Raw genomic sequence first — 24,193 nt, 5'->3', positions numbered from 1 at the left:
AACAAGATCAACGACGATTCGTTCGGCCGGTCCCTCCGGCCGCCACAGGAGGACCCATGAGCAGGACCGATCCGGAAGAGCAGTACGTCATCGGGGTGGACTACGGCACCCTCTCCGGACGGGCCGTGGTGGTGCGGGTCTCCGACGGCACCGAGCTTGGCTCCGCCGTCCACCCGTATCCGCACGCCGTCATCACGGACAACGTTCCCGGCACCGGCGTCCGGCTGCCCCCGGACTGGGCTCTGCAGGTTCCGCAGGATTACGTGGAAGTCCTCAGCAAGGCCGTGCCCGCTGCGCTGGCAGAGGCCGGCATTAACCCGGAAGCCGTCATCGGTCTGGCCACCGACTTCACCGCCTGCACCATGGTCCCCGTCACCGGTGACGGCACCCCGCTGAATGAACTTCCAGAGTTCGCGGAACGCCCCCACGCCTATGTCAAGCTTTGGCGCCACCACGCCGCCCAGGGGCAGGCCGTCCGGATCAGCACGCTCGCGGCCGAGCGGGGAGAAGCCTGGCTGGGACGCTACGGCGGACTCATTTCCTCGGAATGGGAGTTCGCCAAGGCGCTTCAGATCCTGGAGGAAGACCCGGAAATTTACGCCGCCATGGACCATTGGGTGGAAGCGGCGGACTGGATTGTGTGGCAGCTGACCGATTCCTACGTCCGCAATGCCTGCACGGCCGGCTACAAGGGCATCTACCAGGACGGGGCTTACCCCTCAGCGGACTATCTCGCCGCCCTGAACCCCGATTTTGCCGGTTTTGTCACCGACAAACTGGAACACACCATCGGGCAGCTCGGCTCGGCCGCCGGCACGCTCTCGGCCCGTGCGGCTGCATGGACCGGGCTTCCCCAGGGCATTGCCGTTGCCGTCGGCAACGTGGACGCCCACGTAACAGCCCCGGCCGCCAATGCCGTTGAGCCCGGCCAGATGGTCGCCATCATGGGAACCTCCACCTGCCACGTCATGAACTCCGGTGAACTGCACGAGGTTCCCGGCATGTGCGGCGCCGTGCAGGGCGGCATCGTGGAAGGCCTCTGGGGCTACGAGGCCGGACAGAGCGGCGTGGGTGACATCTTCGGCTGGTTCGTGAACAACTGCGTTCCGCCGCGCTACGTCGACGCCGCGGCCGAGGCCGGCACCGGCGTCCACGAATACCTCACGGAACTGGCCTCCGCCCAGGCCATCGGCGAGCACGGCCTGGTGGCCCTGGACTGGCACAGCGGCAACCGGTCGGTGCTGGTGGACCATGAACTCTCGGGCGTGTTTGTCGGCCAGACCCTGGCCACCCGTCCCGAGGACATGTACCGCGCACTGCTGGAAGCCACGGCCTTCGGCACGCGGACCATCATCGAGGCCTTCAACGCCAGCGGCGTTCCCGTCACCGAATTTGTGGTGGCCGGCGGCCTGCTGAAGAACCCGCTGCTGATGCAGATCTACTCCGATGTCATCAACCTGCCCCTCTCTGTCATCGACTCGGATCAGGGGCCGGCCCTGGGTTCTGCGATCCACGCAGCAGTGGCGGCCGGAGCATACCCGGATGTGCGTTCGGCCGCGGCCGCCATGGGCCGGGTCCGGCGCGGAGTTTATCAGCCCGTTCCGGAAAACGTGGCCGCCTACAACGCCCTGTACGAGGAATACCGCACCCTGCACGACTACTTCGGCCGCGGCGCCAACGAAGTGATGCACCGGCTGAAGAAGATCCAGCGCGCAGCAGCGGCAGGCCTGCCCGCCGGAGCAGCGGAGGCCGCGCCGGAAACACGTTCACCCGAAGAAACTGCAGCAAAGGAACCGGCACTGTGACCCTTACCTCCGACGTCCTCGGCACCGTGGACAGGCTCCGCCGCCAGGTCAGCGACCTGCACGCCGAACTCACCCGCAACGAACTGGTGGCCTGGACCGCCGGCAACGTCTCGGCCCGCGTCCCGGAGCAGGACCTGATGATCATCAAGCCCTCCGGAGTTTCCTATGACGATCTCACTCCGGAGAACATGGTCCTGACCGACCTGTTCGGCACAGCGGTCGACGGCGGCGGCGCACCGTCGTCGGACACCGACGCTCACGCCTACGTGTACCGGCATATGCCGGACGTGTTCGGCGTTGTGCACACGCACTCCACCTACGCCACCGCCTGGGCGGCCCGCGGAGAAGCCATCCCCTGCGTCCTGACCATGATGGCGGACGAGTTCGGCGGGGAAATCCCGGTGGGTCCGTTCGCCCTGATCGGCGACGACTCCATCGGACGCGGCATCGTCGAGGTGCTCTCCGGGCACCGCTCCACCGCCGTCCTGATGCAGAACCACGGCGTGTTCACCATCGGCAAGGACGCCCGGTCGGCAGTGAAATCAGCGGTCCTCTGCGAGGAAGTTGCGCGCACCGTGCACATCAGCCGCCAGCTGGGGAACCTGCTGCCCATCGCACAGCCGCACATCGACAGCCTGTACGAGCGCTACCAGAACGTGTACGGCCAAAAGTAATTCGGAGCACCGCTCCCCCAACACTCTCGGAAAAAGGATTTCTTCATGACCATCAGCACTGCCCCCGCCCGCGAAATCTGGTTTCTCACCGGAAGCCAGGGACTCTACGGCGAAGACACCCTGGCCCAGGTCCGGGAGCAGGCAGGCGACATTGCCCGCCAGCTCGACGAGGCTGACGCCATTCCGTACCGCATTGTCTTCAAGCCTGTCCTGAAGGACTCCGATGCCATCCAGGAAGTGATCCTGGCGGCCAACTCCTCGGAGGCCTGCATTGGCCTGATCACTTGGATGCATACCTTCTCCCCCGCCAAGATGTGGATCCGCGGCCTCACCAAGCTGCAGCGCCCGCTGCTGCACCTGCACACGCAGCACAACGTTGAGCTGCCGTGGGCCGAGATCGACATGGACTTCATGAACCTTAACCAGGCCGCGCACGGCGACCGGGAGTTTGCCTACATTTCTTCCCGGCTCGGCATCAGCCGCAAAACCGTCGTCGGGCACGTCTCGAGCCCCCGAGTCCAGGCCAAGATCGATTCCTGGGCACGGGCAGCGGCCGGCTGGCATGAAATCCGCAGCCTGAAGATGGCACGGTTCGGTGACAACATGCGCAACGTCGCCGTCACCGAGGGCGACAAAACCGAGGCGGAGGTGAAGTTCGGGGTTTCCGTGAACACCTGGTCCGTGAACGAACTCGCGGAGGCAGTGGACGCAGTGTCCGAAGAGGCAGTGGATGCCCTGGTCGCCGAGTACGAAGAGCTGTACGACGTCGTTCCGGAGCTGCGGCGCGACGGCGGCCGGCACAAGTCGCTGCGCTACGGCGCGCGGCAGGAACTGGGCCTGCGGTCCTTCCTCGAAGCAGGAAACTTCGGCGCCTTCACCACCAATTTCGAAGACCTGGGCAGCCTGCAGCAGCTGCCCGGCCTGGCCGTCCAGCGGCTCATGGCCGACGGCTACGGGTTTGGCGCCGAGGGCGACTGGAAGACCGCCGTCCTGGTCCGCATCGCCAAGGTCATGGGCGAGGGCCTGCCCGGCGGGGCCTCCCTGATGGAGGACTACACCTACAACCTGGTACCGGGCAGCGAGGTGATCCTCGGGGCGCACATGCTCGAGGTCTGCCCGTCGCTGACCACGTCAAAGCCGGCGCTGGAAATCCATCCGCTGGGCATCGGCGGCAAGGATGACCCGGTGCGCCTGGTCTTCACTGCAGATCCAGGGCCCGCCGTCGTCGTTTCCCTGGCCGACATGCGCGAACGCTTCCGGCTCACCGCCAACATCGTGGAAAACGTGGTCCCCGAGCAGGATCTTCCCAACCTGCCCGTGGCCCGTGCGGTGTGGAAGCCCGCTCCGGACCTGGAAACCTCGGCGGAGTGCTGGCTTTCGGCCGGCGGCGCACACCACACGGTGATGTCCACCGCGCTGGGACGTGACGTCTGGGAGGACTTTGCCCGCATCGCCGGAGTGGAACTGGCACTGATCGACGGCGCCACCACCACTGCGTCGTTCGTTAACGAGCTGAAGCTGAACTCCGCGTATTATCGGCTGGCACAGGGCTTCTAGCCCCTGCACTCTCCGGATTGAACCCGATCCGACCACCTCACCTGAAGGGGCTACAACGTGCTCGAGGAATACAACTGGGCCGGCAACCTGCGCTACTCCGCCACGGACGTGGCGCAGCCGTCCACCCTGGACGAGCTGTCATCCCTGGTGTCGTCGGCCGGGTCCGTCCGCGCCGTCGGCACGAGGCACTCGTTCAACGACATCGCGGACTCCGGCGGGCTGATGGTGAATCTGGAGAAGCTGGACGGCGAGCCGGTCCTGGACCGGCTCGCCCGGACGGTGACGGTTACCGCGGGCACCCGCTACGGTGATCTGGCAGCGTTCCTGGTGCAGCACGGCTACGCGCTGCACAATCTGGCATCGCTGCCCCATATCTCGGTGGCCGGAGCCGTTGCCACCGCCACCCACGGCTCAGGGAACCGCAACGGGAACCTGGCTACCACCGTGGCGGCCCTGGAGCTGATGACGGCGGACGGCGAAGTCCTCCGGGTTGACCGGTCCTCCCCCGATTTCAACGGAATGGTGGTTTCCCTGGGTGCGCTGGGGATCTTCACCCGCATCACCCTGGAGGTTGAACCGGCCTTCGAGGTGCGCCAGGACGTGTTTACCGACGTCCCGTGGACTTCCGTTGAGGAGAACTTCGACGCCATCACCTCCGCGGCCTACAGTGTCAGTATCTTCAGCTCCCTGGCCGGCCCGGCGGCGTCACAGGTGTGGCTCAAGAGCCGGACCGACACGGAGATGCCGTACGCCGGAGCGGGCGCCTTCTTCGGGGGAACCGCCGCTGCGGAGCCGATGCACCCGCTGCCGGGCATGAGTGCCGTGAACTGTTCGCAGCAAATGGGTGTTCCGGGGTCCTGGTCGGACCGGCTCGCGCACTTCCGGCTGGCCTTCACACCGAGCAACGGCGATGAGCTTCAGAGCGAATACCTCGTGGAACGCGGCTCGGCCCTTGAAGCGCTGGGAATTCTGCGAGGCATGTCGGCGGACATCGCTCCCCTGCTCCAGGTCTGCGAAATCCGGACGATGGCCCGTGATGATCTGTGGCTGAGCAGCAGCTACGGGCAGGAAACTGTCGGGTTCCACTTCACGTGGAAACCCCTGCAGGCCGACGTCGAGGCTCTGCTGGCGAAGATGGAAGCGGCACTCGCTGCGCTGAAGCCCCGCCCGCACTGGGGAAAGCTGTTTACATTGGAGCGGGCCGAGCTGCAGGGGCTGTACCCCCGCTTCGGGGACTTCCAGGACCTTGCCCGCCGGCTGGATCCGGAACGAAAGTTCGCCAACGCCTTCCTGGCCCGGAAGGTCCTGGGCTAGGGCCCGTGTCCGGGGCCCCGGCCTTGAAGAAAGAGGAACGATAGAACATGGCAGTCACCCTGCATGATGTGGCCCGGCTTGCAGGGGTTTCCTTCAAGACGGTCTCCAACGTAATCAACAGCCATCCAAATGTGCGTCCGACAACCCGGGAAAAAGTTGAAAACGCCATCAGCGAACTGGGCTACCGGCCAAACCTGACCGCGCGAAGCCTCCGTTCGGGACACACGGGAGCGATCACTCTCGCTGTGCCGCAGCTGCGCCTGCCGTATTTCGCGGAACTGGCCGATTCCATCATCAGCTGCGCCGATGATCTGGGCCTGGTGGTCCTGATTGAGCAGACCGGCGGTCTGCGTGAACGCGAGCTGGAGCTGTTGGCCAGTCCGCGGCTGAGGATGTCCGACGGGCTGATTTTCAGTCCGCTCGGCATGGGCCAGGAAGATGCCGAGCTGGTGAAGTCACCGGTGCCGCTGGTGCTGCTGGGAGAGCGGGTCTTTTCCACCGGCAGCGACCACGTGGTCATGCAGAACGTGGAGGGTGCGCAGGCGGCCACCGAGCATCTGCTTGCGCAGGGACGACGGCGCATTGCCGTGGTGGGTGCCCATGAAAACGAGGAGATTGGAACCGCAGGCCTGCGTCTGCGCGGTTACCGGGAGGCCCTGCGGCGCCACGGCGTGCCGTACGACGACGACTTGGTGGCCTACATGTGGATGTGGCACCGGGCCAACGGAGCAGCGGCTATGCATGAGCTGTTGGAGAAGGGCGTGGAGTTCGACGCCGTCTTCGGCTTTAACGACACCCTTGCCCAGGGCGCCATGCGCGTACTCCAGGACGCGGGGCGCCGGGTGCCCGACGACGTTGCGGTGATCGGCTTCGATGACCTCGACGAAACCCGCTACACGCTGCCGACCCTGAGTACGGTGGATCCGGGCCGCGGCGAAATTGCACGGACGGCGTTGAAGCTCCTCGTGGACCGGATTAACGGAACGGCTCCTCCGGGGGCGCAGCAAGTGGAAACGAAATATCGGGTTGTGGCACGGGAATCAACGGCCCCCCGCTGATGTCCGGTTCCCGAAGTGCCCCGGTGCGCCGAACGGCCTTTCCGCTGAACGACGTGCGCCTGCTGCCTGGCCCGTTCGCCCGCGCTCAGGAGACTGCGCTCGAGTACCTGCTGGCTCTGGATGCGGACCGGCTCTGCGCACCTTATCTGGCAGAAGCAGGCCTTGCCGGCGCTGTTGGTGACCCCGGCGCAGCACCGTACGGCAGCTGGGAGTCGGACGGCATGGGCGGCCATATGGGCGGCCACTACCTGTCCTCCCTTGCCAGGTTTTTCGCCGCCACCGGGGACAGCCGGGTCCGCAGCCGTCTGGAGCATGTCCTTGACGCTTTCGAGCGGTGCCAGGGGGCAGCCGGCAACGGGTACCTGGGCGGCATTCCCCGGGGGCAGCAGCTGGGGAGGGAACTGGCCGCCGCCCGCATCGAGGCGGATCTTTTTATCCTGAACGGCCGCTGGGTTCCGCTGTACAGCCTTCACAAGACACTGGCCGGGCTCCTCGATGCCTTTGCATACGTTGGTTCGCAGCGGGCCTTGTCCATGGCTTCCGCCCTGGGCCAGTGGTGGGTGGACAGTACTTCAGGACTCCCGGACGCTGCCTTCGAATCCGTCCTGATTACCGAGTACGGAGGAATGAATGATGCCTTCGCACTGCTCTATACGGCCACCGGTCGGTCGTGTTTCCTGACGGCAGCCCATCGCTTTTCGCACCGCCGGATTCTGGAGCCGCTGGCAGCCGGCCGTGATGAACTGGACGGGCTGCACGCCAACACCCAGATTCCCAAGGTTGTTGGCTATGCGCGGCTCGCCGGACTCACGGGAAACCGGAGCTATGCCGCCGCTGCGGACACATTCTGGACCACAGTCCGCACCCGGCGCACGGTTTCCATCGGCGGCAACAGCGTCCGGGAACATTTCCACCCGTCCGGGGATTTCTCCCCTATGGTCACCGATGTGCAGGGGCCGGAAACCTGCAACACCTACAACATGCTTAAGCTCGCCCAGCTGCGGTTCGAGCAGACGGGAGATCCGGCAGCACTCGACTATTACGAACGGGCGCTCTACAACCACATCCTGTCCTCCCAGCGGCCTGGCACCGGCGGCTTTGCGTACTTCACGCCCATGCGGCCGGGCCATTACCGGGTCTACTCCCAGCCGCAGGAATCGATGTGGTGCTGCGCGGGGTCCGGGCTGGAAAACCACTCCCGCTACGGCGAACTGATTTTCAGCCGTTCGGCGGAAGCGCTGGAGGTGAACCTCTATATCGCCGCGGAACTGGAGTGCACGGAACTGGGCCTGCGGCTGCACCTTGAGGCTGACTTGATGGAGTCGGACACGGCTGTGCTGACGGTCCATGCGGACGAACCCCTGGACTGTACGCTGCGGCTCCGCCGCCCGGGCTGGGCGACGGACATGCAGGTGGAAATTGACGGCGTTCCCCTGGCTTTTAAGGACGAGACTGGTTGCGGGCCCGCATCCGGATCCGGCAATGACGCGCCCGGAGTCCGGATTCGCCGCCGATGGTCAGGCACCTCCGTTGTCACCGTACGGTTCGCTGCCGAAATACGCGCTGAGTACCTGCCGGACGGCTCGCCGTGGGTATCCTTCGTCTACGGGGCCACGGTCCTTGCCGCCCGAGTCCCGGACTCACCTGCTAAAACAGGAACCGCCGAAGCCCTGACCTTTGATGCGGAGGACACGAGGATGGGCCATGTAGCTTCCGGCCCGAAACGGCCTCTGGCATCGACACCCGTGGTTACCGCAGCCCGTCCCGCTGCTGCCGCCGTCGTCCGGACGCGTTCCCCGCTGACCGCAGAATTGTCCGCCTGGCTCAACGGCGCGTCCGTTGCCGTGGAACTGGTGCCTTTTGCAGGCCTGTCAGAGGACCGCTACACCGTCTACTTTCCGGCCGGGACTGATCCGCAGGCAATAAGGTCCGCGCTTCTTTCCGCCGACCGCGCAGAGGCTGCAGCATGCAACGTCATTGACGCAGTGGCGGCCGGCGAGCAGCAGCCCGAAGCAGATCACGGTTTTGCCGGCGAAGGAACAATCGCCGGCGGCGACGGCACAAGGCACTGGCGGTCGGCTTCGGGCTGGTTCTCCTACCTGCTCACCGATCCGGACGGCCGTGCCCAAACGCTGCGGCTCACCTTCCAGCCCGGATCAGCGGAGGGAGCCCGGGTGGAAATCAACGGCGTTCACACGTCCCCCGACGCCCTGCCGGGTGACAGCGTCCCTGACGCCGCGCACGAGTACCAGCTTCCCGCTGTACGTCCGGGAAACGGGGCATATAGGGTCCGGATAACTGCCCGGCCGGGCGGCGGGACCGGAAATCTCCTGCAGCTACAGCTCCTGGGTGCGCCCGCGGCGGAAGATTCTTAGCGTCGCACCGGGTTTTTCCGCATTTCGCACCTAGGATCAGCCCATGGATATCCCTTGGTTTGCACTTGTTGCTATTGCCGGAATGGCCGTTTACGGGCTCACGGAGATCGTCCGGATGGTGGTGAACCGTGAACGGGCCCCGGGGGTAGCCGCCTCCCGGGAGCTTCAGCAGGCGGTCGAAGCGAACAAAACGCTGCAGCGGCGGCTGGACTCCGTTGAACGAAAGGTCTTCGACCTTGAGCTGGCGAAAGCCGGGCGTCCTGTTCCCCCGGGTGCGTCACTGGCCGACGATTAGTCGCCGGGGCTAGTCCCGGCGACTAATCCCAGCGACTTATCCCAGCGGCGCAGCCGGTCCTGGCCTGCGCCCCCGCCTTAGCGGCGGACCTGGCCCTTGCCGCGGCCGGACATGCTTTCAGCCACGCCAATCAGCAGGACTGCGGCCACAACAGCCACAATGAAGCCGAAGATGTTGAGTTCCCAAATGTCGCCGCTTCCGACCAGGGAAGCAATGACGCCGCCGACGACGGACCCGGCCAGTCCGAGCAGGAGCGTGGCCAGCAGGCTCAGATTCTGCTTGCCGGGCTTGATTAGGCGGGCCAGTGCGCCAATAACGAGTCCTGCAACGATGAATCCGATCATGGTGTTCTCCTTCTGGAAGGGGCTGGTTTCCGCTGCGGACGCTGTCCACAGTTGTAAGCATCCTTATCATTCTAGGCGACGGCCTCGGACATCCCCACCCATTCTGGCACCGGAGGCTGCCCGGCACACGGTGCCGGCTCCAAACTTGGGAGCCGGCACCGAGGAAAACTATCGCTCAGCATGCCTAAGCCGGCTACTGCTCCCGGACCAGCCCGTCGGCAATCTCGAGCACTTCATCCAGGATTCCGAGCCCGGCCTCGGTGTCGGCGGCGCTGGTGTTGCACGGCGGGACGACGTGGATGCGGTTGAAGTTCGCGAACGGCAGCAGGCCTCGGGATTTGCAGGCGGCCAGCAGCTGGTTCATTTCCCCGCTGGAGCTGCCGTACGGTGCCAGCGGTTCCCTGGTCGCCCGGTCCTTCACCAGTTCAATGGCCCAGAACACGCCGGTGCCCCGGACTTCGCCCACCGACTCATGACGTTCGGTGAAGTCTTCCAGTGCCGGTCCGATGACCGTGCGCCCGAGCTCCGCTGCGTGCGCCACCATACCTTCGTCCTCCATGGCGTTGATGGTCGCAACCGCGGCCGCAGCAGCCAGCGGATGGCCGGAATAGGTCAACCCGCCAGGGTAGACCCGGGTGCCGAAGGTCGCGGCGATCTCCGGGCTGATGGCCACGCCGCCCATGGGGACATAGCCGGAGTTGACCCCCTTGGCGAAGGTCAGCAGGTCCGGCACCACGTCAAAGTGTTCGACGGCGAACCACTTGCCGGTGCGTCCGAACCCGGACATCACCTCGTCCGCGATGAGGACGATGCCGTAGCGGTTGCAGAGCTCGCGGACGCCCTGGAGGTATCCCGGCGGCGGGAGGTAGATGCCGGCCGTTCCGGGAATGGATTCGAGGATGATGCCTGCGATGGTTCCGGGACCTTCGTAGGCGATCAGCTGTTCCAGGTGTTCCAGCGCCCGTGAGCTTTCCTCTTCCTCCGTGGTTGAGTGGAACGCCGTGCGGTAAAGGTAGGGCGGGAAGAAATGGACGGTGCCGGTGCTGGCGGTGTCGTTGGCCCAGCGCCGGGGATCTCCGGTGAGGTTCACGGCCAGCTGGGTGCCGCCGTGGTAGGAACGGTAAGCCGACAGGACCTTCTGCCGGCCGGTGTGCAGGCGCGCCATCCGCACCGCGTGCTCGTTGGCGTCCGCACCGCCGTTGGTGAAGAAGATCTTGTTCAGCTCCCCCGGCGTCCGTTCACTGATGAGCCGGGCCGCTTCGGACCGTGCGTCGTTGACGTAGCTCGGCGCGATGGTGCAGAGTTTCGCTGCCTGCTCGGCGATGGCGGCAACGACGGCGGGGTGCTGGTGGCCGATGTTGGTGTTCACCAGCTGTGAGGAGAAGTCCAGATACTTGTTGCCCTCCCCGTCCCACACGTAGGAGCCCCGGGCCGCACTGATGACCATGGGATCGAGCAGGTCCTGCGCGGACCAGGAGTGGAAGACGTGCTTGCGGTCCAGGTCGTAGGCGCGCTGTGCACCCTCGGCGTCCAGCAGCGGCGGAGCTCCGCCGTCAATTGTGGAAGTCATATCCATAGCCTTTCAGTTGAGGCGCCGGTCAGGCGTTCTGCGGGAAGCCGAGATTGATTCCCCCGTGGCTCGGATCCAGCCAGCGGGTGGTGACCACTTTGCCCCTGGTGAAGAACCCGACGCCTTCCGTTCCGTGGGCGTGGGTGTCACCGAAAAGCGAGTTCTTCCACCCACCGAACGAATAGTAAGCCATGGGCACCGGCACGGGGACGTTGATGCCCACCATGCCAACTTCCACCTCATTTTCAAAGCGCCGCGCCGCGCCGCCGTCATTTGTGAAAATGGCCGTTCCATTGCCGTACGGGTTGGTGTTGATCAGGTGCAGGGCCTGCTCGTAGCTGTCCACGCGGACCACGGAGAGAACCGGGCCGAAGATTTCGTCCTGGTAGATCGACATGTCGGTTGTGACGTTGTCGAACAGGGTCGGTCCCACGAAGAATCCGTCGCCTTCTGCGTCCGGTGTGACGGTGCGGCCGTCCACGACCACTGTGGCGCCTGAGGCTTCTCCGGCGTCGATATAGCCCGCCACCCTGGTGAGGTGTGCTGCCGTGACGAGCGGGCCCATGTCGCAGCTGCGGCTTCCGTCACCGGTACGCAGCGCTCCGGTGCGCTCGGCGATTTTGTCCACCAGTTCATCGGCAATGTTCCCCACCGCAAGCAGCGCGGAGATGGCCATGCAGCGTTCCCCGGCGGAGCCGAAGCCGGCGTTCACCGCAGCGTCGGCGGCCAGGTCCAGGTCGGCGTCGGGCAGCACGATCATGTGGTTCTTGGCGCCGCCCAGGGCCTGGACGCGCTTGCCGTGTGCGGTTGCGGTTTCATAGACATACCTGGCGATCGGAGTCGAACCCACAAAGGACACGGCCCTGATGTCCGGATGGGTCAGGAGCGTATCCACCGCCACCTTGTCCCCGTGCAGGACGTTGAAAACGCCGTCGGGCAGGCCGGCTTCCTTCCACAGTTCGGCCAGCCAGTTTGCCGCGCTCGGGTCCTTCTCGCTCGGCTTCAGCACTACGGTGTTACCGGCGGCCAGCGCTATCGGGAAGAACCACATCGGGACCATGGCCGGGAAGTTGAAGGGACTGATGATCGCAACGGGCCCCAGCGCCTGGCGGACTGAATGCACGTCCACGCCGGTGGATGCGTTTTCGGTGAAGCTGCCCTTCAGCAGATGCGGTATGCCGCAGGCGAATTCCACCACTTCCTGGCCGCGGCTGACTTCCCCGAGGGCGTCGTCGAGCACCTTTCCGTGCTCGGCGGTGAGGATGGCGGCCAGTTCACCCTTGCGGGCGTTGAGCAGCTCGCGGAAGGCGAAGAGTATCTGCGTCCGCCGGGCAAGGGACGTATCCCGCCATGCGGGGAAGGCGGCAGCAGCCGCAGCGACGGCCGCCGCGCCCTCGTCCCCGGTGGCCAGGGACACCTGGCCGGTCACCTTGCCCGTGGCCGGGTTTGTCACCGGAGCGGTTCGCTCTCCTGCCGGAACGGAACGGCCGTTGATCCAGTGCTTGATGCTGTCCAAGGTTTCTCCTTGTGGAAAGGGCGCCCGGGGGCGGTGGTGTTCAGTCGGATCAAGTCTGCCGTTCCCGGGTCCGACTCATAAGTTGCAGTGTGTAAGAATTTGTCCACTTGGCTTTACGCTGTGTAAATGCTGCCCACTGTTCGCTCCGTCCTGGATCTTCCCGTGCTGCGCGAGGCCGAGCCGTGGCTCCTGGGCTCCGCCGACGGCCTGGATAACGCCGTGCGCTGGGTCCATGTCAGTGAGGTGCTCGACGTCTCTGGACTGCTGTCGGGCGGAGAACTGGTGCTCACGACGGGGCTGGAGCTTGAAAAGGATCCCAGCCGTACGGCTATGTTTGTCCGGTCGCTGCAGGACGCCGGAGCGGCCGGGCTGATTGTGGAAGTGATCGGGGACCGCCGTAACGCTCTGGACGCGCTGGCATTGGCAGCCGCCTCGGCAGCACTGCCCGTCGTCGTGGTCCGGCGCCGGGTGCGCTTTGTCCAGATCACCGAAATTGTGCACCGGCTGATTGTGGCCGAACAGCTGGAACGGGTGGAGCGTGCCCGTGCCGTCCACGAGGCGTTCACGGTCCTTAGCCTGGAAAGCGCGGGAACTGGACAGGTGGTGGAGCAGGCCGCAGCGATGATCGGCGCCCCGGTGGTTCTCGAGGACCTTTCCCACCTGGTGCTGGCCTACGCGGCTCAGCATATGGACACCACTGTGCTGCTGGATAACTGGGAGCGGCGTTCCCGGACCACGCCGTCAACAGCGCAAACGTCCCGCGCCGGCAACGGAGACTGGCTGCAGACACCTGTGGGAGTTCGGCGGCAGGTGTGGGGCCGGCTGGTGGTCCCGGCGGTGTTGAATGACGACGCCGGTGCGGCGATGGTGCTGGAACGGGCCGCCCAGACCCTTGCGATTAACCGGCTCGCGGAACGGGACAGACGCGACCTGAACCAACAGGCGCAGGCCGGTCTCCTGAATGACCTGCGCCAGCCTCGCGGGTTGGGTGAGGGCGAAGCGCAGACACGTGCGGCCGCCCTGGGCCTGCGGCCCTCGCCCTTCTACCTTCCCGTAGTTTTCCGGGGCGCATCGCCGTCAGCTGTCCCGGACGCCGTCGCTGCCGGCGGCGGCGACCCGCTGGCCGGACAGCAGGAGGAACGGTTACTCCTTGAGCAGCTGGCGCGGGCGCTGAAACCCCTCCCCTGCACTGCCGTCAGCGCCGTCATCCGTTCGGGTTCCGTGGGTACGCTCCTCGCCCTGTCATCCGGCCAGGCCGAAGATCAGGTGCTGCGAGCCCTGGCAGCAGGTGTGGCCCACGATTCGGAGCGCGACCCCGGCGGGGTGGCAGGGGGCTGGACGATCGGCGTCGGACGCCTTCAGGATTCCCTTCTCGAAGCAGCGGCGGGAATCGATGAGGCGGCCCATGTCGCCGAGACTGCCGCCACCCTTACCGGACAGGACCGGCCGTTCTACCGCGCCACCGACATCCGGCTGCGCGGCCTGCTGGCCCTGCTGCGCAAGGACCCGCGCGTGCAGCAGTTTGTTGAATCCGAACTGCAGGGACTCTTGGACGCCGAGGCCCGGGGCGAATCCGGCTATCTGGAGATGCTGGGCCAGTTCCTGGAATCCGGCGGCAACAAGGCTGCCCTGGCCAGGATCAGCTACCTGAGCCGGCCTACGCTGTACGCCAGACTGAGCCGGCTGGAGGAACTGCTGGCGGTGGATCTCGACGACGCCGAATCGCGCACGTCACTGCACGTGGCGCTGCTCGTCCACCGACTGCGGACCCTGTGATGCCGTGATGCCATGAAGAACCAGCCTGTCCACCGGAAATGCGAGCACTGAACCATGCCCAAACCCTTCACCCTGACCCAGCTGAGGTACTTCGCCGTGGTGGCGGAAGCCGAAAACGTGACGGCAGCTGCCGTGCGGCTGTGCATCACCCAGTCGGCCCTGTCCACGGCCGTGGCGCAGTTGGAGGCCAGCCTTGGAACCCAGCTGTTTGTGCGCCTGACCCGCGGGCTGCGGCTCACCCCGGCAGGCCGGCAGCTGGCCGGGGACATCAAGGTGGTGCTGGAACAGGCTGACGCCCTCTATGAGTCAGCGCGCGGACTCGCCGCCAGCGTCGTGGGCGAACTGACAGTCGGCGTATTCTCCCCGCTGGCACCCTTTCGCCTGCCGGCAATTCTGCAGTCCTTCGAGCGCCAGCATCCCGGGGTGGAGGTCTCCATCCTCGAAGCAGACCTTGCCGGACTGCAGGCTGCACTGCGGGAGGGATCCTGCGACGTTGCGCTGACCTACGGTCTGGGTCTCGGCGAGGGATTTACCTCCCGCGTCCTGGAACACATACCTCCGCATGTGCTGGTTCACGCCGGGCATCCGGCGGCGGAGGGGCCCGAGCGTACCGTGGCGCTTCGCGATTTGGCCGGTGAGCCGTCGGTGGTGCTGGATCTGCCGCATAGCAGGGAATATTACGAGCAGCTCTACGCTATGGCCGGAGTGGAGGCGAACGTCCGGCACCGTTTCTCGGGCTATGAAACAGTCCGCTCCTTCGTCGCGAAAGGACACGGCTACGCTGTGTTAAACCAGCGGCTGCACAGTGACCTGACGTACTCCGGCGGGCAGGTGGTGGTTCTAGCGCTGACTGACGATTTCCCGCCCATTGAGGTCATGCTGGTACGTCCCGGCGGGATAAAGCCCACTCGGCGTGTTCTGGCCTTTGAGGAAACGTGCCTCCGGCTCTACGGTGCCGCCGGCGACCCATCAAAAGAATCTATGGCCTTGGGCTAAACAACTCATTGGACACATGTGACCTAAGTCACCACAGTTGGTTCCGGTACTGAACCCGGATCCTGCAACATATGATGCGGCGGGTTCTCCATGATCGATCAAGGGAGATTCGATGCGTCCGTTCCCAGGAACGTGTGTCCGGAAGATGACCGGGCGGCCCGCTGCCGGCAACGCGGCGGTAATCTTGGCCCTTTTGCCGTTTCCGGCCCGTAACAGTGTTAACCGCAGCCGAAACATCAGCACATTAGCGTGGCTGTCATGACAACCCAGAACAGCGAAGCAAGGCGGCCCGGTTCAGCCCCGGCTCCCTCAGACCACTCCCCCGCGGGTGTTCCCGCCACGAAGATGCAAAAGCGTGTCCTGCTCGGCGGCAGCGTTGGGCAGTTCATCGAGTTTTATGACTTCACTCTCTATGGACTCACTGCCGTCACCTTGTCACAGTTGTTTTTCCCCGGCAGTAATCCCATCACCGCTCTGCTGGCCACGTTCGCGACGTTCGGCGTAGCGTTTGTGGTCCGCCCGCTCGGCGGCATCTTCTTTGGCGCCATTGGAGACCGGATCGGCCGCCGGCGGGTCCTCAGCATTACGCTGATCGCCATTGGCGGCGCAACGGCGCTGATGGGCATGCTCCCCACCTACGCACAGATCGGCGCATGGGCTCCTGCCCTGCTGGTGCTGTGCCGGCTCATCCAGGGGTTTTCCGCCGGCGGAGAGTCCGTTGGCGCTCCCTCTTTTGTCTTCGAACACGCTCCGGTCAATAAGCGCGGTTTCTGGATCAACATCACCATCGCCGCGACAGCGCTGCCGTCAGTGGTGGCCGGGACCATGATCCTGATCCTCAGTCAGTCGATGTCCGACGAATCCTTCACGTCCTGGGGCTGGCGGCTGCCGTTCCTGCTCGCTCTTCCGCTAGCACTTTTCGGTGTATGGATCCGCAGCCGCACGGTGGAAAGCGACGCCTTCAAGAATGCGAAAGCCGAGCAGCCGAAGGAATTCAGTCCCATTAGGGAGACACTCCGCGAGAACAAGCTCCGCATGGTTCAGGTCATCTTTGTCATGGGCCTGACAGCCATGGGGTTCTACTTCCTGTCCGCCTACTTTGTGTCCTATGTCCAGACCACCGGTGAACTCAGCCGGGAACAGTCACTTATGGTCAACGCCGCAGCACTGGCTCTGTACGCCGTCCTGCTTCCGGTGGGCGGCCGGCTCGGAGACCGCTTCGGCCGCAAGCCGCTGCTCATCGCGGGTTCCGCCGCCCTGGCTGTGCTGTCGGTCCCCAGCTTCATGCTGGTCACCAGCGGCAGTCTGCCGCTGGCCCTGGCCGGACAGTCCCTGTTTGTTGTGGCCCTCTGCCTTTACGGAGGTGGCTGCTACACGTTCTTTGTCGAGATTTTCACCACCCGCACCCGGTTCACCTCTGCGGCAATCAGTTACAACGGCGCCTACGCAATCTTTGGCGGCACCGCGCCTTTCGTCGGTACGGCGCTTGTCGGAAGCACCGGAGTGCCGCATGCACCCGGTTTCTACATGGCCGCGGCCGCCGCCGTCGTCTTCCTTCTGGTCGTCCTGACCAAGGTTCCCGAGACCCGCGGCCGGATGGGATAGGCCAGGCCTGAACCCCGGAACCACCGATCACCGATCACCGATGATCGAGCCGCATTACCAAAGGATTTTTCATGAGCGCAGCAACATTTCTTACCGATTTCCACGCGGTGGCCGCCATCGGCGCCACCCCCAATAATGGCGTTGACCGTCAGGCGGCAACTGCCGAGGACGCCCGAACCAGGGACTGGTTTTCCGCCTGGGTGCGGGACGCTGGCTGGGAACTGCGAACCGACAGCATCGGCAACATGTTTGCGCTCGTTGAGTGGACGCCCGGTGCTCCTTACATCATCATCGGCTCGCACCTGGACAGCCAGCCGCTCGGCGGACGTTTCGACGGAGCATACGGCGTCATCGCCGCGCTTCACGCCGCCCGGCGGATTAACGCCGACGTCGAGGCCGGCGAAGCGCCGCCCCGGTTCAACCTTGCGGTTGTGAACTGGTTCAACGAGGAAGGCGGCCGCTTTGCCCCCAGTATCATGGGCAGCTCGGTGTACGCCGGCCTGCTGTCCCGGGAAAAGATGCTTGCGGTTACCGACCTGCAGGGAATCACAGTGCGCGACGCGCTGAACGGCATCGGATATTTGGGAAACCAGGAAGCACCCGAAGCCGCCGGCTATGCGGAGATCCACATTGAGCAGGGCCGCATCCTGGAACGCGAGGAAACCGCCATTGGAGTGGTGGACAGCAGCTGGTACACCCAGAAGTTGGACATCGAGGTCCTCGGGGAACAGTCCCATACCGGGGCCACCGCAATGGCGGACCGGCACGATGCCCTGGTGGCCGCGTCGCGCATCATCCTCATGGTCCATGACGTCACCGAGGATTTTGCCGAAGGGGCCCTGGTCTCCTCCGTGGGGCAGATGACTCTTGAGCCCAACTCCCCCATTGTGGTGGCACGGCGTGTGCATCTTGTTGCCGATCTGCGCTCCGGCGATCCACAGATCGTGACGGCGGCCCGGGCCAAACTGATGAAGGACATTGATGATCTTGCGCGGAAGTACGACATCAAGGTCAACGTCACCGACTTCGACATCCGGCCCATCCGCCGTTTTCCGCAGGAGGGGCTGGAGCTCGCGGAGCGTGTGGCTGCCGATCTGGGACTGTCCTCGCGGCGCATCCAGACCATGGCCGGCCACGACTCCGTGGCCATGAACACCGTTGCGCCGTCGGTCATGCTGTTCATACCCAGCGTGGACGGCGTCTCCCACTGCGAACGCGAATTCTCCACCGATGAGGACATGGTTCGTGGCCTTGAGATGCTGACCGGCGTGACCCGCCGACTGGTCTCCGGCGCCCTTGAGGGCACTGCGACCGGCACCTCGGACGCACCGGAAGACACTGCCGCCCTGTCGGATGCCGTCCGCTCATGACCGACCTGCATTACCTGGATGCCACCACAGCCCTCCGGCTCTTCCGTTCCAAGGAACTCTCGCCCGTCGAACTGTTGACCGCGGTCATAAACCGGGTCGTGGAAGTGAACGGGTCCATGGCTTCCGGCGGGTCCATCAACGCCGTCACGGAAACGCTTTTCGATGAAGCGATGTCCGCCGCGCGCAGTGCTGCCGACAGCTACCGTTCGGGCCGCAACCTGAGTCCACTGCTCGGGCTGCCTGTGGCGGCGAAGGAAAAGCACGGGCTGAAGGGCCGCACGCTGTCCCAGGGGCTGATGGCCCGGCGGTCGGCCGTGTCACCGGCCGACCATCCCGTCATCGGGAGGATCCGCGGCGCCGGAGGAATCATCCATCTGCGCACGACGACGCCGGAGTTCAGCTGCGCCACCGTCACCCACAGCCCGTTGTGGGGCATCACCCGCAATCCCTGGAACCTCCGGCTGTCTCCGGGCGGTTCCTCCGGCGGCTCGGGCGCCGCACTGGCTGCCGGGTTTGCGCCCCTGGCCACAGCATCGGATATTGCCGGTTCAACCCGGCTTCCGGCGTCGTTTACCGGAACCGTGGGCTACAAGGCGCCGTACGGCCGGATCCCGGGACTGGCTCCGCTGTCCGCTGACCATTACCGCGGTGACGGCCCCATGGCCAGGACCGTCGCGGACGCCGCCCTGCTGGCCAATGTCATGGCGGGACGGCATCCGGGTGATCACGCGTCGCTACCTTTCGCGCCCGTTTCACTGCCCGACGGCGACGGCGACGCGGTTGCATCGGTTGCCGGCAAACGGATCGCGCTTTGTATCCGTTTAGGCAACTATCCTGTCGCGGCCGATGTGGAGGCCAACACCCGGGCTGTTGCCGCTGCGCTGCGTGAAGCAGGCGCACGGGTGGAGGAAGTCGAATTGCCGTGGACCACGGATGAGATTAGCAGGACGATGTTCACCCACTTCGGTTACCTGCTGGGCCCGGCAATGGAGGATGAAACGGCCGGCTCCGAGGAACTGCTCGCGGACTACACCGTGCGTTTCATGGCTGATGCACGCAGGGCTGCTGCGGCATTCCGCTTTCTGGACGGCATCAGCGCCGAAGCGCGGATTCAGCGGGAGCTTGCCGCGGTGATGGCTGGTTATGACGCTCTACTGTGCCCGGCGTCCGCTGTGGCGTCGCTCGACGCCGACGGCTCATACCTGGACGGCATCGCCACCGCTGGGGGCCGGCTGGAGCACTGCTGGCAGGGTCATATGACCGGCGTATTTAACATCGCAAACCGCTGCCCGGTGTTGGCCGTACCCAGCGGCATGGCAGACTGCGGGATTCCCACCGGAGTCCAGATAGTCGGCCACCCCTTTGACGAGGATGCCGTCTTCGCCGTCGGAGCAGCTGTGGAGGCACTGCTGCCCTGGCAAGACCGGCACCCGAATCCGGCACCTGTTCCGGCGCTGAACCTCTTCTAGTGCGGGTTCAGGGGCCGGTTGGTCGCACAAGCGTCACAGACAAAAATGCTCCCCGGCCCGGTCAGGGGTCGGGGAGCATTTTTTACATCCGCAAGTTTACAGCTACTCGCCGGGGGCTCCGGGGATGGCTGTTGCGGGCGGCTGTGTGGGTACCGGAACTGCAGTCGGAGCCGGGGCCGGAGCGGGAGCGGGAGCGGTCGGCGCGGGGACCTCGGGAACCTCGGGCTCTGCCGGCGGTGCGGGTTCCGGAACTTCGCCGGCACCTTCGCCCGCGCCGGGGGCAGATGAAGGCTCGGGTTCCGGCGTCGGATCCTCCCGGGGTGCTTCCGGTTCCGGCTCATTGTCCTGCTCGGGCACCGGTGACGGGGACGGTACCCGGTTCGGGTCCGTCAGGCCACCGGTTGCGTACAGCGGTGCGACGGCGCGCATGTAGTCGGTCCACTGCGCGCCGGCGACGGTGGAGCCGTCCACATAGCTGCGGGTCACGCCGTTGATCGGAAGGTCGTTCAGCGAAGAGTACGACGTCCAGTTACCCACCCAGGACGCAGTCGAGATGCCCTGCGTGTAGCCCACGGTCCAGGTCTGCTCGGAGACATCGGTAGTGCCGGTTTTCGCTGCTGCGGGAACACCCAGCGGCGAGATGCCTCCGGGACCGCTCTCCACGAGTTTCTGCAGCGGCTCCGAGACCTCTTTCGCGACTTCCTCGGACATTGCGCGGGAGCACTGCTCCTCGGGCACGGAATAGGAGCGGCCCCTGGCATCGGACACCTGCGTCAGCGCGATGGGTTCGCAGTACTCTCCGCCGCTGGCAAAGGTCGCGAACGCTGCTGCCATCGTCATGGGCGCCACTTCCTGGCCGCCCAGCACGAAGGAGGGGTTGTTGACCTCCAGCGGTTCGCCGTCGACGGCGCGGTGGACACCCATGCGGGTGGCCGCGTCACGAATGCCGCACAGGTCCAGCTGGGAAGCCTGCGCCACGGTGGCCGTATTGGCGGACCAGGTCAGCCCGTCCCCCACCGTCATCCTGCGCTCGTACCCTTCCTGGGCGTTTTTGAATTTCCACTCGTCAAAATACGCGTCTTCGGGCAGGCAGCTGGCAGTCCAGTCATATCCGGCGGGATAGGTGGTCCGGGAAGCGTCAATGACATCATCAATGCTTCCTCCGGCCTCGAGCCACGCCACGGTGGTGAAGGGCTTCATTGTTGATCCCGGCTGGAAGCCGTAGGCGGTTCCGCCCATTTCCGAGTCCACGTTGAAGTTCAGCTGCGTGTTGCCGGCGCCTTCTTCCGGCGTGTAATTCGTGTTCTGGGCCATGGCCAGGATCTTGCCGGTACCCGGCTCCACTGAAACCATTGCCGAACCTGCTCCGGAGGCGTCTCCGGTGGGGACCTGCGCCTCGATCTGGGCCTGGGCCTGCTCCTGGAGCCTGGAATCGAGTGTGGTGGTGATAGTCAGGCCGCCGCGGGCCAGCAGCTTGGCACGGGCCGTTTCATCGGCGCCAAACTCCTCGGAGGCAAGCACTACCTGCTCCACGTAGCTGCAGAAGTACTCCGCCATCTCGGCACCCACGCAGCCGGAGCGGGCCGCGGGCTGGGGGTTCAGCTGCAGATCGGAGGCGACGGCGTCGTCGTACTCCTGCTGCGTAATCTTGTCGTAGCGAAGCATCGCGGACAGCACCGCATCCCGGCGGTCGCGCGTGCCCTCGGGGTTTGTCAGCGGATTGAAGTTGTTCGGGGACTGCACCATGCCGGCGAGCATTGCCGACTGCGGGACGTTCAGCTGGGCTGCGGGGACGCCGAAGAAGGTCTGCGCCGCCGCCTCAACTCCGTAGGTGCGGCCGCTAAACAAAACGATGTTCAGGTAACCTTCAAGAATTTCTTCCTTGGAGTATTCCTTTTCGACGGCGAAGGACAGCTTCGCCTCCCGGATCTTGTCCGTAATGTTCTTGGTTCCGCTGACCGTGAGCTCGTCAGCGGTCTTGCCTTCGGCAACACCCTGGTCGATCAGCACGTTGTTCACGTACTGCATGGTCAGCGTGGAGGCGCCCTGCGTGCTGTCCTTCGTCAGGTTTGATGCCACTGCACGGGCCACGCCTTTGACGTCCACTCCCCCGTGCTCGTAAAAGCGGTTGTCTTCAATGGCAATAATCGCGTCCTGCATCGACGGCGAAATGTTCTCCAGCGTCACCGGTATCCGGTTCTCCGCGTAGAACGAAGCGATCAGCTGGCCGTCGGCCGAGTAGATCTTGGAACCCTCGTCCAGGGGGCCGGTTTCGAGCTCGTTCGGCAGGTCCTCCAGTGAATCGAGGACCTGGTTTGCACCGGAAGCTGCCACTGCCGTGGTGGGAATGAAGATGCCGGCGACGAGGGCACCGCAGAGGGCGCTCACCGCCAAAAACAACACAAGCCGGCCGGAGGTGCCGAGTCTGCCCAGCAAGGAGGAGTTGTTTTGTCGCATCCGCCTAAGATACAACCCGTTTCTGTGGAGCCATACTTGACGGCCTCTGTCACAGCGAGTAGAACCTTAGCCGCATCCCGCCGTCGGCGGCGGTTTCCTGCGGCTGGCCCGTCTGCCGCCGCCCTGTTCCATGAGAAGAAGATCACACCGGCGTGCCGGGTTTCGGTGGAGCCCTGACGCGTATACGCTGTATACATGAATTCTCGTCCCGATCCTGACCGCGGTCCCCTGTCTGCTGCTGCCATCGCGGCATGTGCACTGGAACTGGCGGACCGCGAGGGTCTCGAAGCGGTCTCCATGCGCAACGTTGCCGACATCCTCGGGGTCTCTGCCATGGCGTTGTACCGCCACGTTGAAAACCGTGAAGCCCTGCTGCTGGCTATGGCAGCCGAGGCCGGCCGTGAGTTTGTCCTTCTGCCGCCCACCCCGGCCTCGTGGCAGAAGATGCTTCAGCACATGGCCGCCGCACTCTGGGACGACTTCCACAAGCACCCCTGGCTGCTGCAGATTGTCCTGGGGCCGAGCCGGCTGCTGGACATGGCCTCCACCGAGGAACTCGAAGTGATCCTTCGGGCGCTCAATGCGGCAGGGCTTCCGGAGGACGACTGCTTTGACTGTGTCGTAGGACTTTCGGGTGTTGTGATCGGGACTGCAGTTCTGGCCCTGGCCGCGAATCCCGGACCGGGACGGCACCGCCCCACCCGGCCCAACGCCGTCGTACCCCTGGAATCCGGTGACGGTGCCCCTCACGGTTCCCTTACCGCCAAGTTCCGCGGACGAGGGATTACCTACGACGCCTCACGGAAGTCCCTGGACTTTGCCGTGGGCAGTTTTCTCCTCGGCGTGGAAGCACGAATCACATCAAGCATCCGGATGCGGCAGGAAAAGCACTCCGGCTTAGAGAAGGAACAACAGTGAAACTGAGCAACAAGACAGCCATTGTCACCGGCGGCGCCGGCGGTATTGGCCAGGGTATTGTCCGGCACTTCCTGTCCGAGGGCGCCAAGGTTGCCGTCGTCGACATTAGCCAGGAGCAGGGCGAGAAGCTCGTGGCCGACCTGGGCAGCCTGGGCGAACTGATTTTCATCTGCAAGGACATCTCCCTGCCTGAAAGCGCTGCCGAAATTGTCGCCGAGACGGTGGCACGCTTCGGCCAGTTGGATATCCTCGTCAACAACGCGCACGCCTCCAAGCAGGCACCGATTCTGGAAACGACGCCGGAGATCTGGAACCTGTCCTTCGGCACCGGAACGCTGGCCACCCTCTACCTGATGCAGGCGGCCCATCCGGAACTGAAAAAGACCCGCGGCAGCATCATCAACTTCGGTTCCGGCGCCGGCATCAAGGGCCTGCCAAACCAAGTGGCCTATGCCGCAGCCAAGGAAGCCATCCGTGCGATCACCCGTACGGCGGCAAACGAGTGGGCAGCGGACGGCATCCGCGCCAACGTCGTCAGTCCGGTCGCGCTGACTCCGGGAATTGTGGAGTGGAGCAAGGCTTACCCGGAGCAGTACCAGGAAGTGGTCGACGGCGTCCCGCTGGGCCGCCTGGGCGATCCGGAGACGGACATCGCGCCGATCGTGGCATTCCTTGCCAGCGATGAATCCCGCTACCTGACGGGCCAGACACTGATGGCCGACGGCGGCACCATCAAGCTCTACTAGAGCGGTTGTGCCTCTGGGGGAAGCGCTGTGCGGGTTGGGCAGTGCACCCCCGAGGTGCTGTTCACGACGCCGCAGCGGATGCGGCTGCCGTTGTCGTCCGCGTCTTGCTGTTGCGCGGCAGAAACAGCCGGGGCGCGGGCGACGCCGAGTGGCTGACGGGGTGTCGGTTCCCGAGGTCGTTGAGCCCACGACTGTGCAGGCTTGGACTAGTGGCCACCGGCGACTTGGGTGACTAGGTAGCCACTGGCAAAAGACGGGTATTTGGCCGTCAACAATAGGGCCGGTTTGGGCCTGTTTTGGTCTGTTTTAGAGCTGGAAATGTCGGTGGCGGGTGAAATCCTGAGGTCA

At 64.9% G+C, this 24,193-nt stretch carries 18 protein-coding genes; 14 read left to right on the top strand and 4 right to left on the bottom strand.

The window, feature by feature from the left end; translation table 11 throughout:
* The first annotated feature begins 56 nt into the window (after positions 1-56).
* The 7 genes from araB to M1D40_RS09055 are packed head-to-tail and all read left to right on the top strand — an operon-like array spanning position 57 to position 9,078.
* Complete coding sequence (gene araB / locus M1D40_RS09085) at positions 57-1,805, top strand: ribulokinase (RefSeq protein ID WP_461168616.1); 1,749 nt, start codon at positions 57-59, stop codon at positions 1,803-1,805.
* Positions 1,802-2,479 carry an L-ribulose-5-phosphate 4-epimerase gene (locus M1D40_RS09080; RefSeq protein ID WP_461168615.1) on the top strand — a complete coding sequence of 226 codons (678 nt, stop codon included), beginning with the start codon at positions 1,802-1,804 and terminating at the stop codon, positions 2,477-2,479. The genes araB and M1D40_RS09080 overlap by 4 nt, the downstream gene beginning before the upstream one ends.
* A gap of 45 nt (positions 2,480-2,524) precedes the next feature.
* Positions 2,525-4,036, top strand: a complete 1,512-nt coding sequence (gene araA, locus M1D40_RS09075; RefSeq protein WP_461168614.1) for an L-arabinose isomerase — start codon at positions 2,525-2,527, stop codon at positions 4,034-4,036.
* A 57-nt stretch (positions 4,037-4,093) separates the two neighbouring features.
* Positions 4,094-5,350 carry an FAD-binding protein gene (locus M1D40_RS09070; RefSeq protein WP_461168613.1) on the top strand — a complete coding sequence of 419 codons (1,257 nt, stop codon included), beginning with the start codon at positions 4,094-4,096 and terminating at the stop codon, positions 5,348-5,350.
* Positions 5,351-5,397: 47 nt separating this feature from the next.
* Positions 5,398-6,408, top strand: coding sequence for a LacI family DNA-binding transcriptional regulator (locus M1D40_RS09065; RefSeq protein WP_461168612.1), 1,011 nt, complete (start codon positions 5,398-5,400; stop codon positions 6,406-6,408).
* A complete protein-coding gene (locus tag M1D40_RS09060) occupies positions 6,408-8,783 on the top strand; it encodes a beta-L-arabinofuranosidase domain-containing protein (protein ID WP_461168611.1) in 2,376 nt (791 codons plus the stop codon). Before M1D40_RS09065 ends, M1D40_RS09060 begins: the two co-directional genes overlap by 1 nt.
* Before the next feature lie 43 nt (positions 8,784-8,826).
* On the top strand, positions 8,827-9,078 hold the full coding sequence (locus tag M1D40_RS09055; protein WP_461168610.1) for a hypothetical protein: 252 nt from the start codon (positions 8,827-8,829) through the stop codon (positions 9,076-9,078).
* 77 nt (positions 9,079-9,155) lie between these two features.
* Here M1D40_RS09055 and M1D40_RS09050 read toward each other — a convergent pair whose 3' ends face one another.
* From M1D40_RS09050 to M1D40_RS09040, 3 genes are all read right to left on the bottom strand, one after another.
* Positions 9,156-9,422 (bottom strand): GlsB/YeaQ/YmgE family stress response membrane protein, encoded by a 267-nt coding sequence (locus tag M1D40_RS09050; RefSeq protein ID WP_341393057.1) that lies wholly within the window; start codon positions 9,420-9,422, stop codon positions 9,156-9,158.
* A gap of 193 nt (positions 9,423-9,615) precedes the next feature.
* Positions 9,616-10,992: an aminotransferase class III-fold pyridoxal phosphate-dependent enzyme gene (locus M1D40_RS09045; protein WP_461168609.1), complete on the bottom strand. Its 1,377-nt coding sequence runs from the start codon at positions 10,990-10,992 to the stop codon at positions 9,616-9,618.
* A gap of 28 nt (positions 10,993-11,020) precedes the next feature.
* Positions 11,021-12,508 carry a CoA-acylating methylmalonate-semialdehyde dehydrogenase gene (locus M1D40_RS09040; protein WP_461168608.1) on the bottom strand — a complete coding sequence of 496 codons (1,488 nt, stop codon included), beginning with the start codon at positions 12,506-12,508 and terminating at the stop codon, positions 11,021-11,023.
* A 126-nt stretch (positions 12,509-12,634) separates the two neighbouring features.
* On the opposite strand from M1D40_RS09040, the gene M1D40_RS09035 reads away from it, so the two are divergent.
* The 5 genes from M1D40_RS09035 to M1D40_RS09015 all read left to right on the top strand — a co-directional run bounded on the left by M1D40_RS09035 (position 12,635) and on the right by M1D40_RS09015 (position 19,724).
* A complete protein-coding gene (locus M1D40_RS09035; RefSeq protein ID WP_461168607.1) occupies positions 12,635-14,284 on the top strand; it encodes a PucR family transcriptional regulator in 1,650 nt (549 codons plus the stop codon).
* Between the two features lie 54 nt (positions 14,285-14,338).
* Complete coding sequence (locus M1D40_RS09030; RefSeq protein ID WP_461168606.1) at positions 14,339-15,280, top strand: LysR family transcriptional regulator; 942 nt, start codon at positions 14,339-14,341, stop codon at positions 15,278-15,280.
* 258 nt (positions 15,281-15,538) lie between these two features.
* Positions 15,539-16,885 carry an MFS transporter gene (locus M1D40_RS09025; RefSeq protein WP_461168605.1) on the top strand — a complete coding sequence of 449 codons (1,347 nt, stop codon included), beginning with the start codon at positions 15,539-15,541 and terminating at the stop codon, positions 16,883-16,885.
* Positions 16,886-16,956: 71 nt separating this feature from the next.
* Entirely contained in the window at positions 16,957-18,255 is a 1,299-nt protein-coding gene (locus M1D40_RS09020; RefSeq protein WP_461168604.1) for a M20 family metallo-hydrolase, read from the top strand.
* Positions 18,252-19,724 carry an amidase gene (locus M1D40_RS09015; RefSeq protein WP_461168603.1) on the top strand — a complete coding sequence of 491 codons (1,473 nt, stop codon included), beginning with the start codon at positions 18,252-18,254 and terminating at the stop codon, positions 19,722-19,724. The genes M1D40_RS09020 and M1D40_RS09015 overlap by 4 nt, the downstream gene beginning before the upstream one ends.
* Before the next feature lie 102 nt (positions 19,725-19,826).
* On the opposite strand, the gene M1D40_RS09010 is transcribed toward M1D40_RS09015, so the two are convergent.
* A complete protein-coding gene (locus M1D40_RS09010; protein ID WP_461168602.1) occupies positions 19,827-22,112 on the bottom strand; it encodes a transglycosylase domain-containing protein in 2,286 nt (761 codons plus the stop codon).
* Between the two features lie 264 nt (positions 22,113-22,376).
* Here M1D40_RS09010 and M1D40_RS09005 point away from each other — a divergent pair, with 264 nt between their 5' ends.
* Positions 22,377-23,099, top strand: coding sequence for a TetR/AcrR family transcriptional regulator (locus M1D40_RS09005; protein ID WP_461168601.1), 723 nt, complete (start codon positions 22,377-22,379; stop codon positions 23,097-23,099).
* Complete coding sequence (locus tag M1D40_RS09000; RefSeq protein ID WP_341393050.1) at positions 23,096-23,845, top strand: SDR family NAD(P)-dependent oxidoreductase; 750 nt, start codon at positions 23,096-23,098, stop codon at positions 23,843-23,845. Before M1D40_RS09005 ends, M1D40_RS09000 begins: the two co-directional genes overlap by 4 nt.
* Positions 23,846-24,193: the final 348 nt, after the last annotated feature.

The organism is Arthrobacter sp. Z1-15 (assembly GCF_054792395.1).
Note: the sequence above shows the minus strand (reverse complement) of the source record. Positions and strands in the feature narration are given on the sequence as shown.

What these genes read in the sequence shown, in the direction of transcription:
- M1D40_RS09065 (WP_461168612.1), top strand. Translation starts at nt 5,398, where the DNA reads ATGGCAGTCACCCTGCATGATGTGGCCCGGCTTGCAGGGGTTTCCTTC.
- M1D40_RS09015 (WP_461168603.1), top strand. Translation starts at nt 18,252, where the DNA reads ATGACCGACCTGCATTACCTGGATGCCACCACAGCCCTCCGGCTCTTC.
- M1D40_RS09060 (WP_461168611.1), top strand. Translation starts at nt 6,408, where the DNA reads ATGTCCGGTTCCCGAAGTGCCCCGGTGCGCCGAACGGCCTTTCCGCTG.
- M1D40_RS09045 (WP_461168609.1), bottom strand. Translation starts at nt 10,992, where the DNA reads ATGACTTCCACAATTGACGGCGGAGCTCCGCCGCTGCTGGACGCCGAG.
- araA (WP_461168614.1), top strand. Translation starts at nt 2,525, where the DNA reads ATGACCATCAGCACTGCCCCCGCCCGCGAAATCTGGTTTCTCACCGGA.
- M1D40_RS09005 (WP_461168601.1), top strand. Translation starts at nt 22,377, where the DNA reads ATGAATTCTCGTCCCGATCCTGACCGCGGTCCCCTGTCTGCTGCTGCC.
- M1D40_RS09020 (WP_461168604.1), top strand. Translation starts at nt 16,957, where the DNA reads ATGAGCGCAGCAACATTTCTTACCGATTTCCACGCGGTGGCCGCCATC.
- M1D40_RS09025 (WP_461168605.1), top strand. Translation starts at nt 15,539, where the DNA reads ATGACAACCCAGAACAGCGAAGCAAGGCGGCCCGGTTCAGCCCCGGCT.
- M1D40_RS09055 (WP_461168610.1), top strand. Translation starts at nt 8,827, where the DNA reads ATGGATATCCCTTGGTTTGCACTTGTTGCTATTGCCGGAATGGCCGTT.
- M1D40_RS09050 (WP_341393057.1), bottom strand. Translation starts at nt 9,422, where the DNA reads ATGATCGGATTCATCGTTGCAGGACTCGTTATTGGCGCACTGGCCCGC.
- araB (WP_461168616.1), top strand. Translation starts at nt 57, where the DNA reads ATGAGCAGGACCGATCCGGAAGAGCAGTACGTCATCGGGGTGGACTAC.
- M1D40_RS09030 (WP_461168606.1), top strand. Translation starts at nt 14,339, where the DNA reads ATGCCCAAACCCTTCACCCTGACCCAGCTGAGGTACTTCGCCGTGGTG.
- M1D40_RS09035 (WP_461168607.1), top strand. Translation starts at nt 12,635, where the DNA reads ATGCTGCCCACTGTTCGCTCCGTCCTGGATCTTCCCGTGCTGCGCGAG.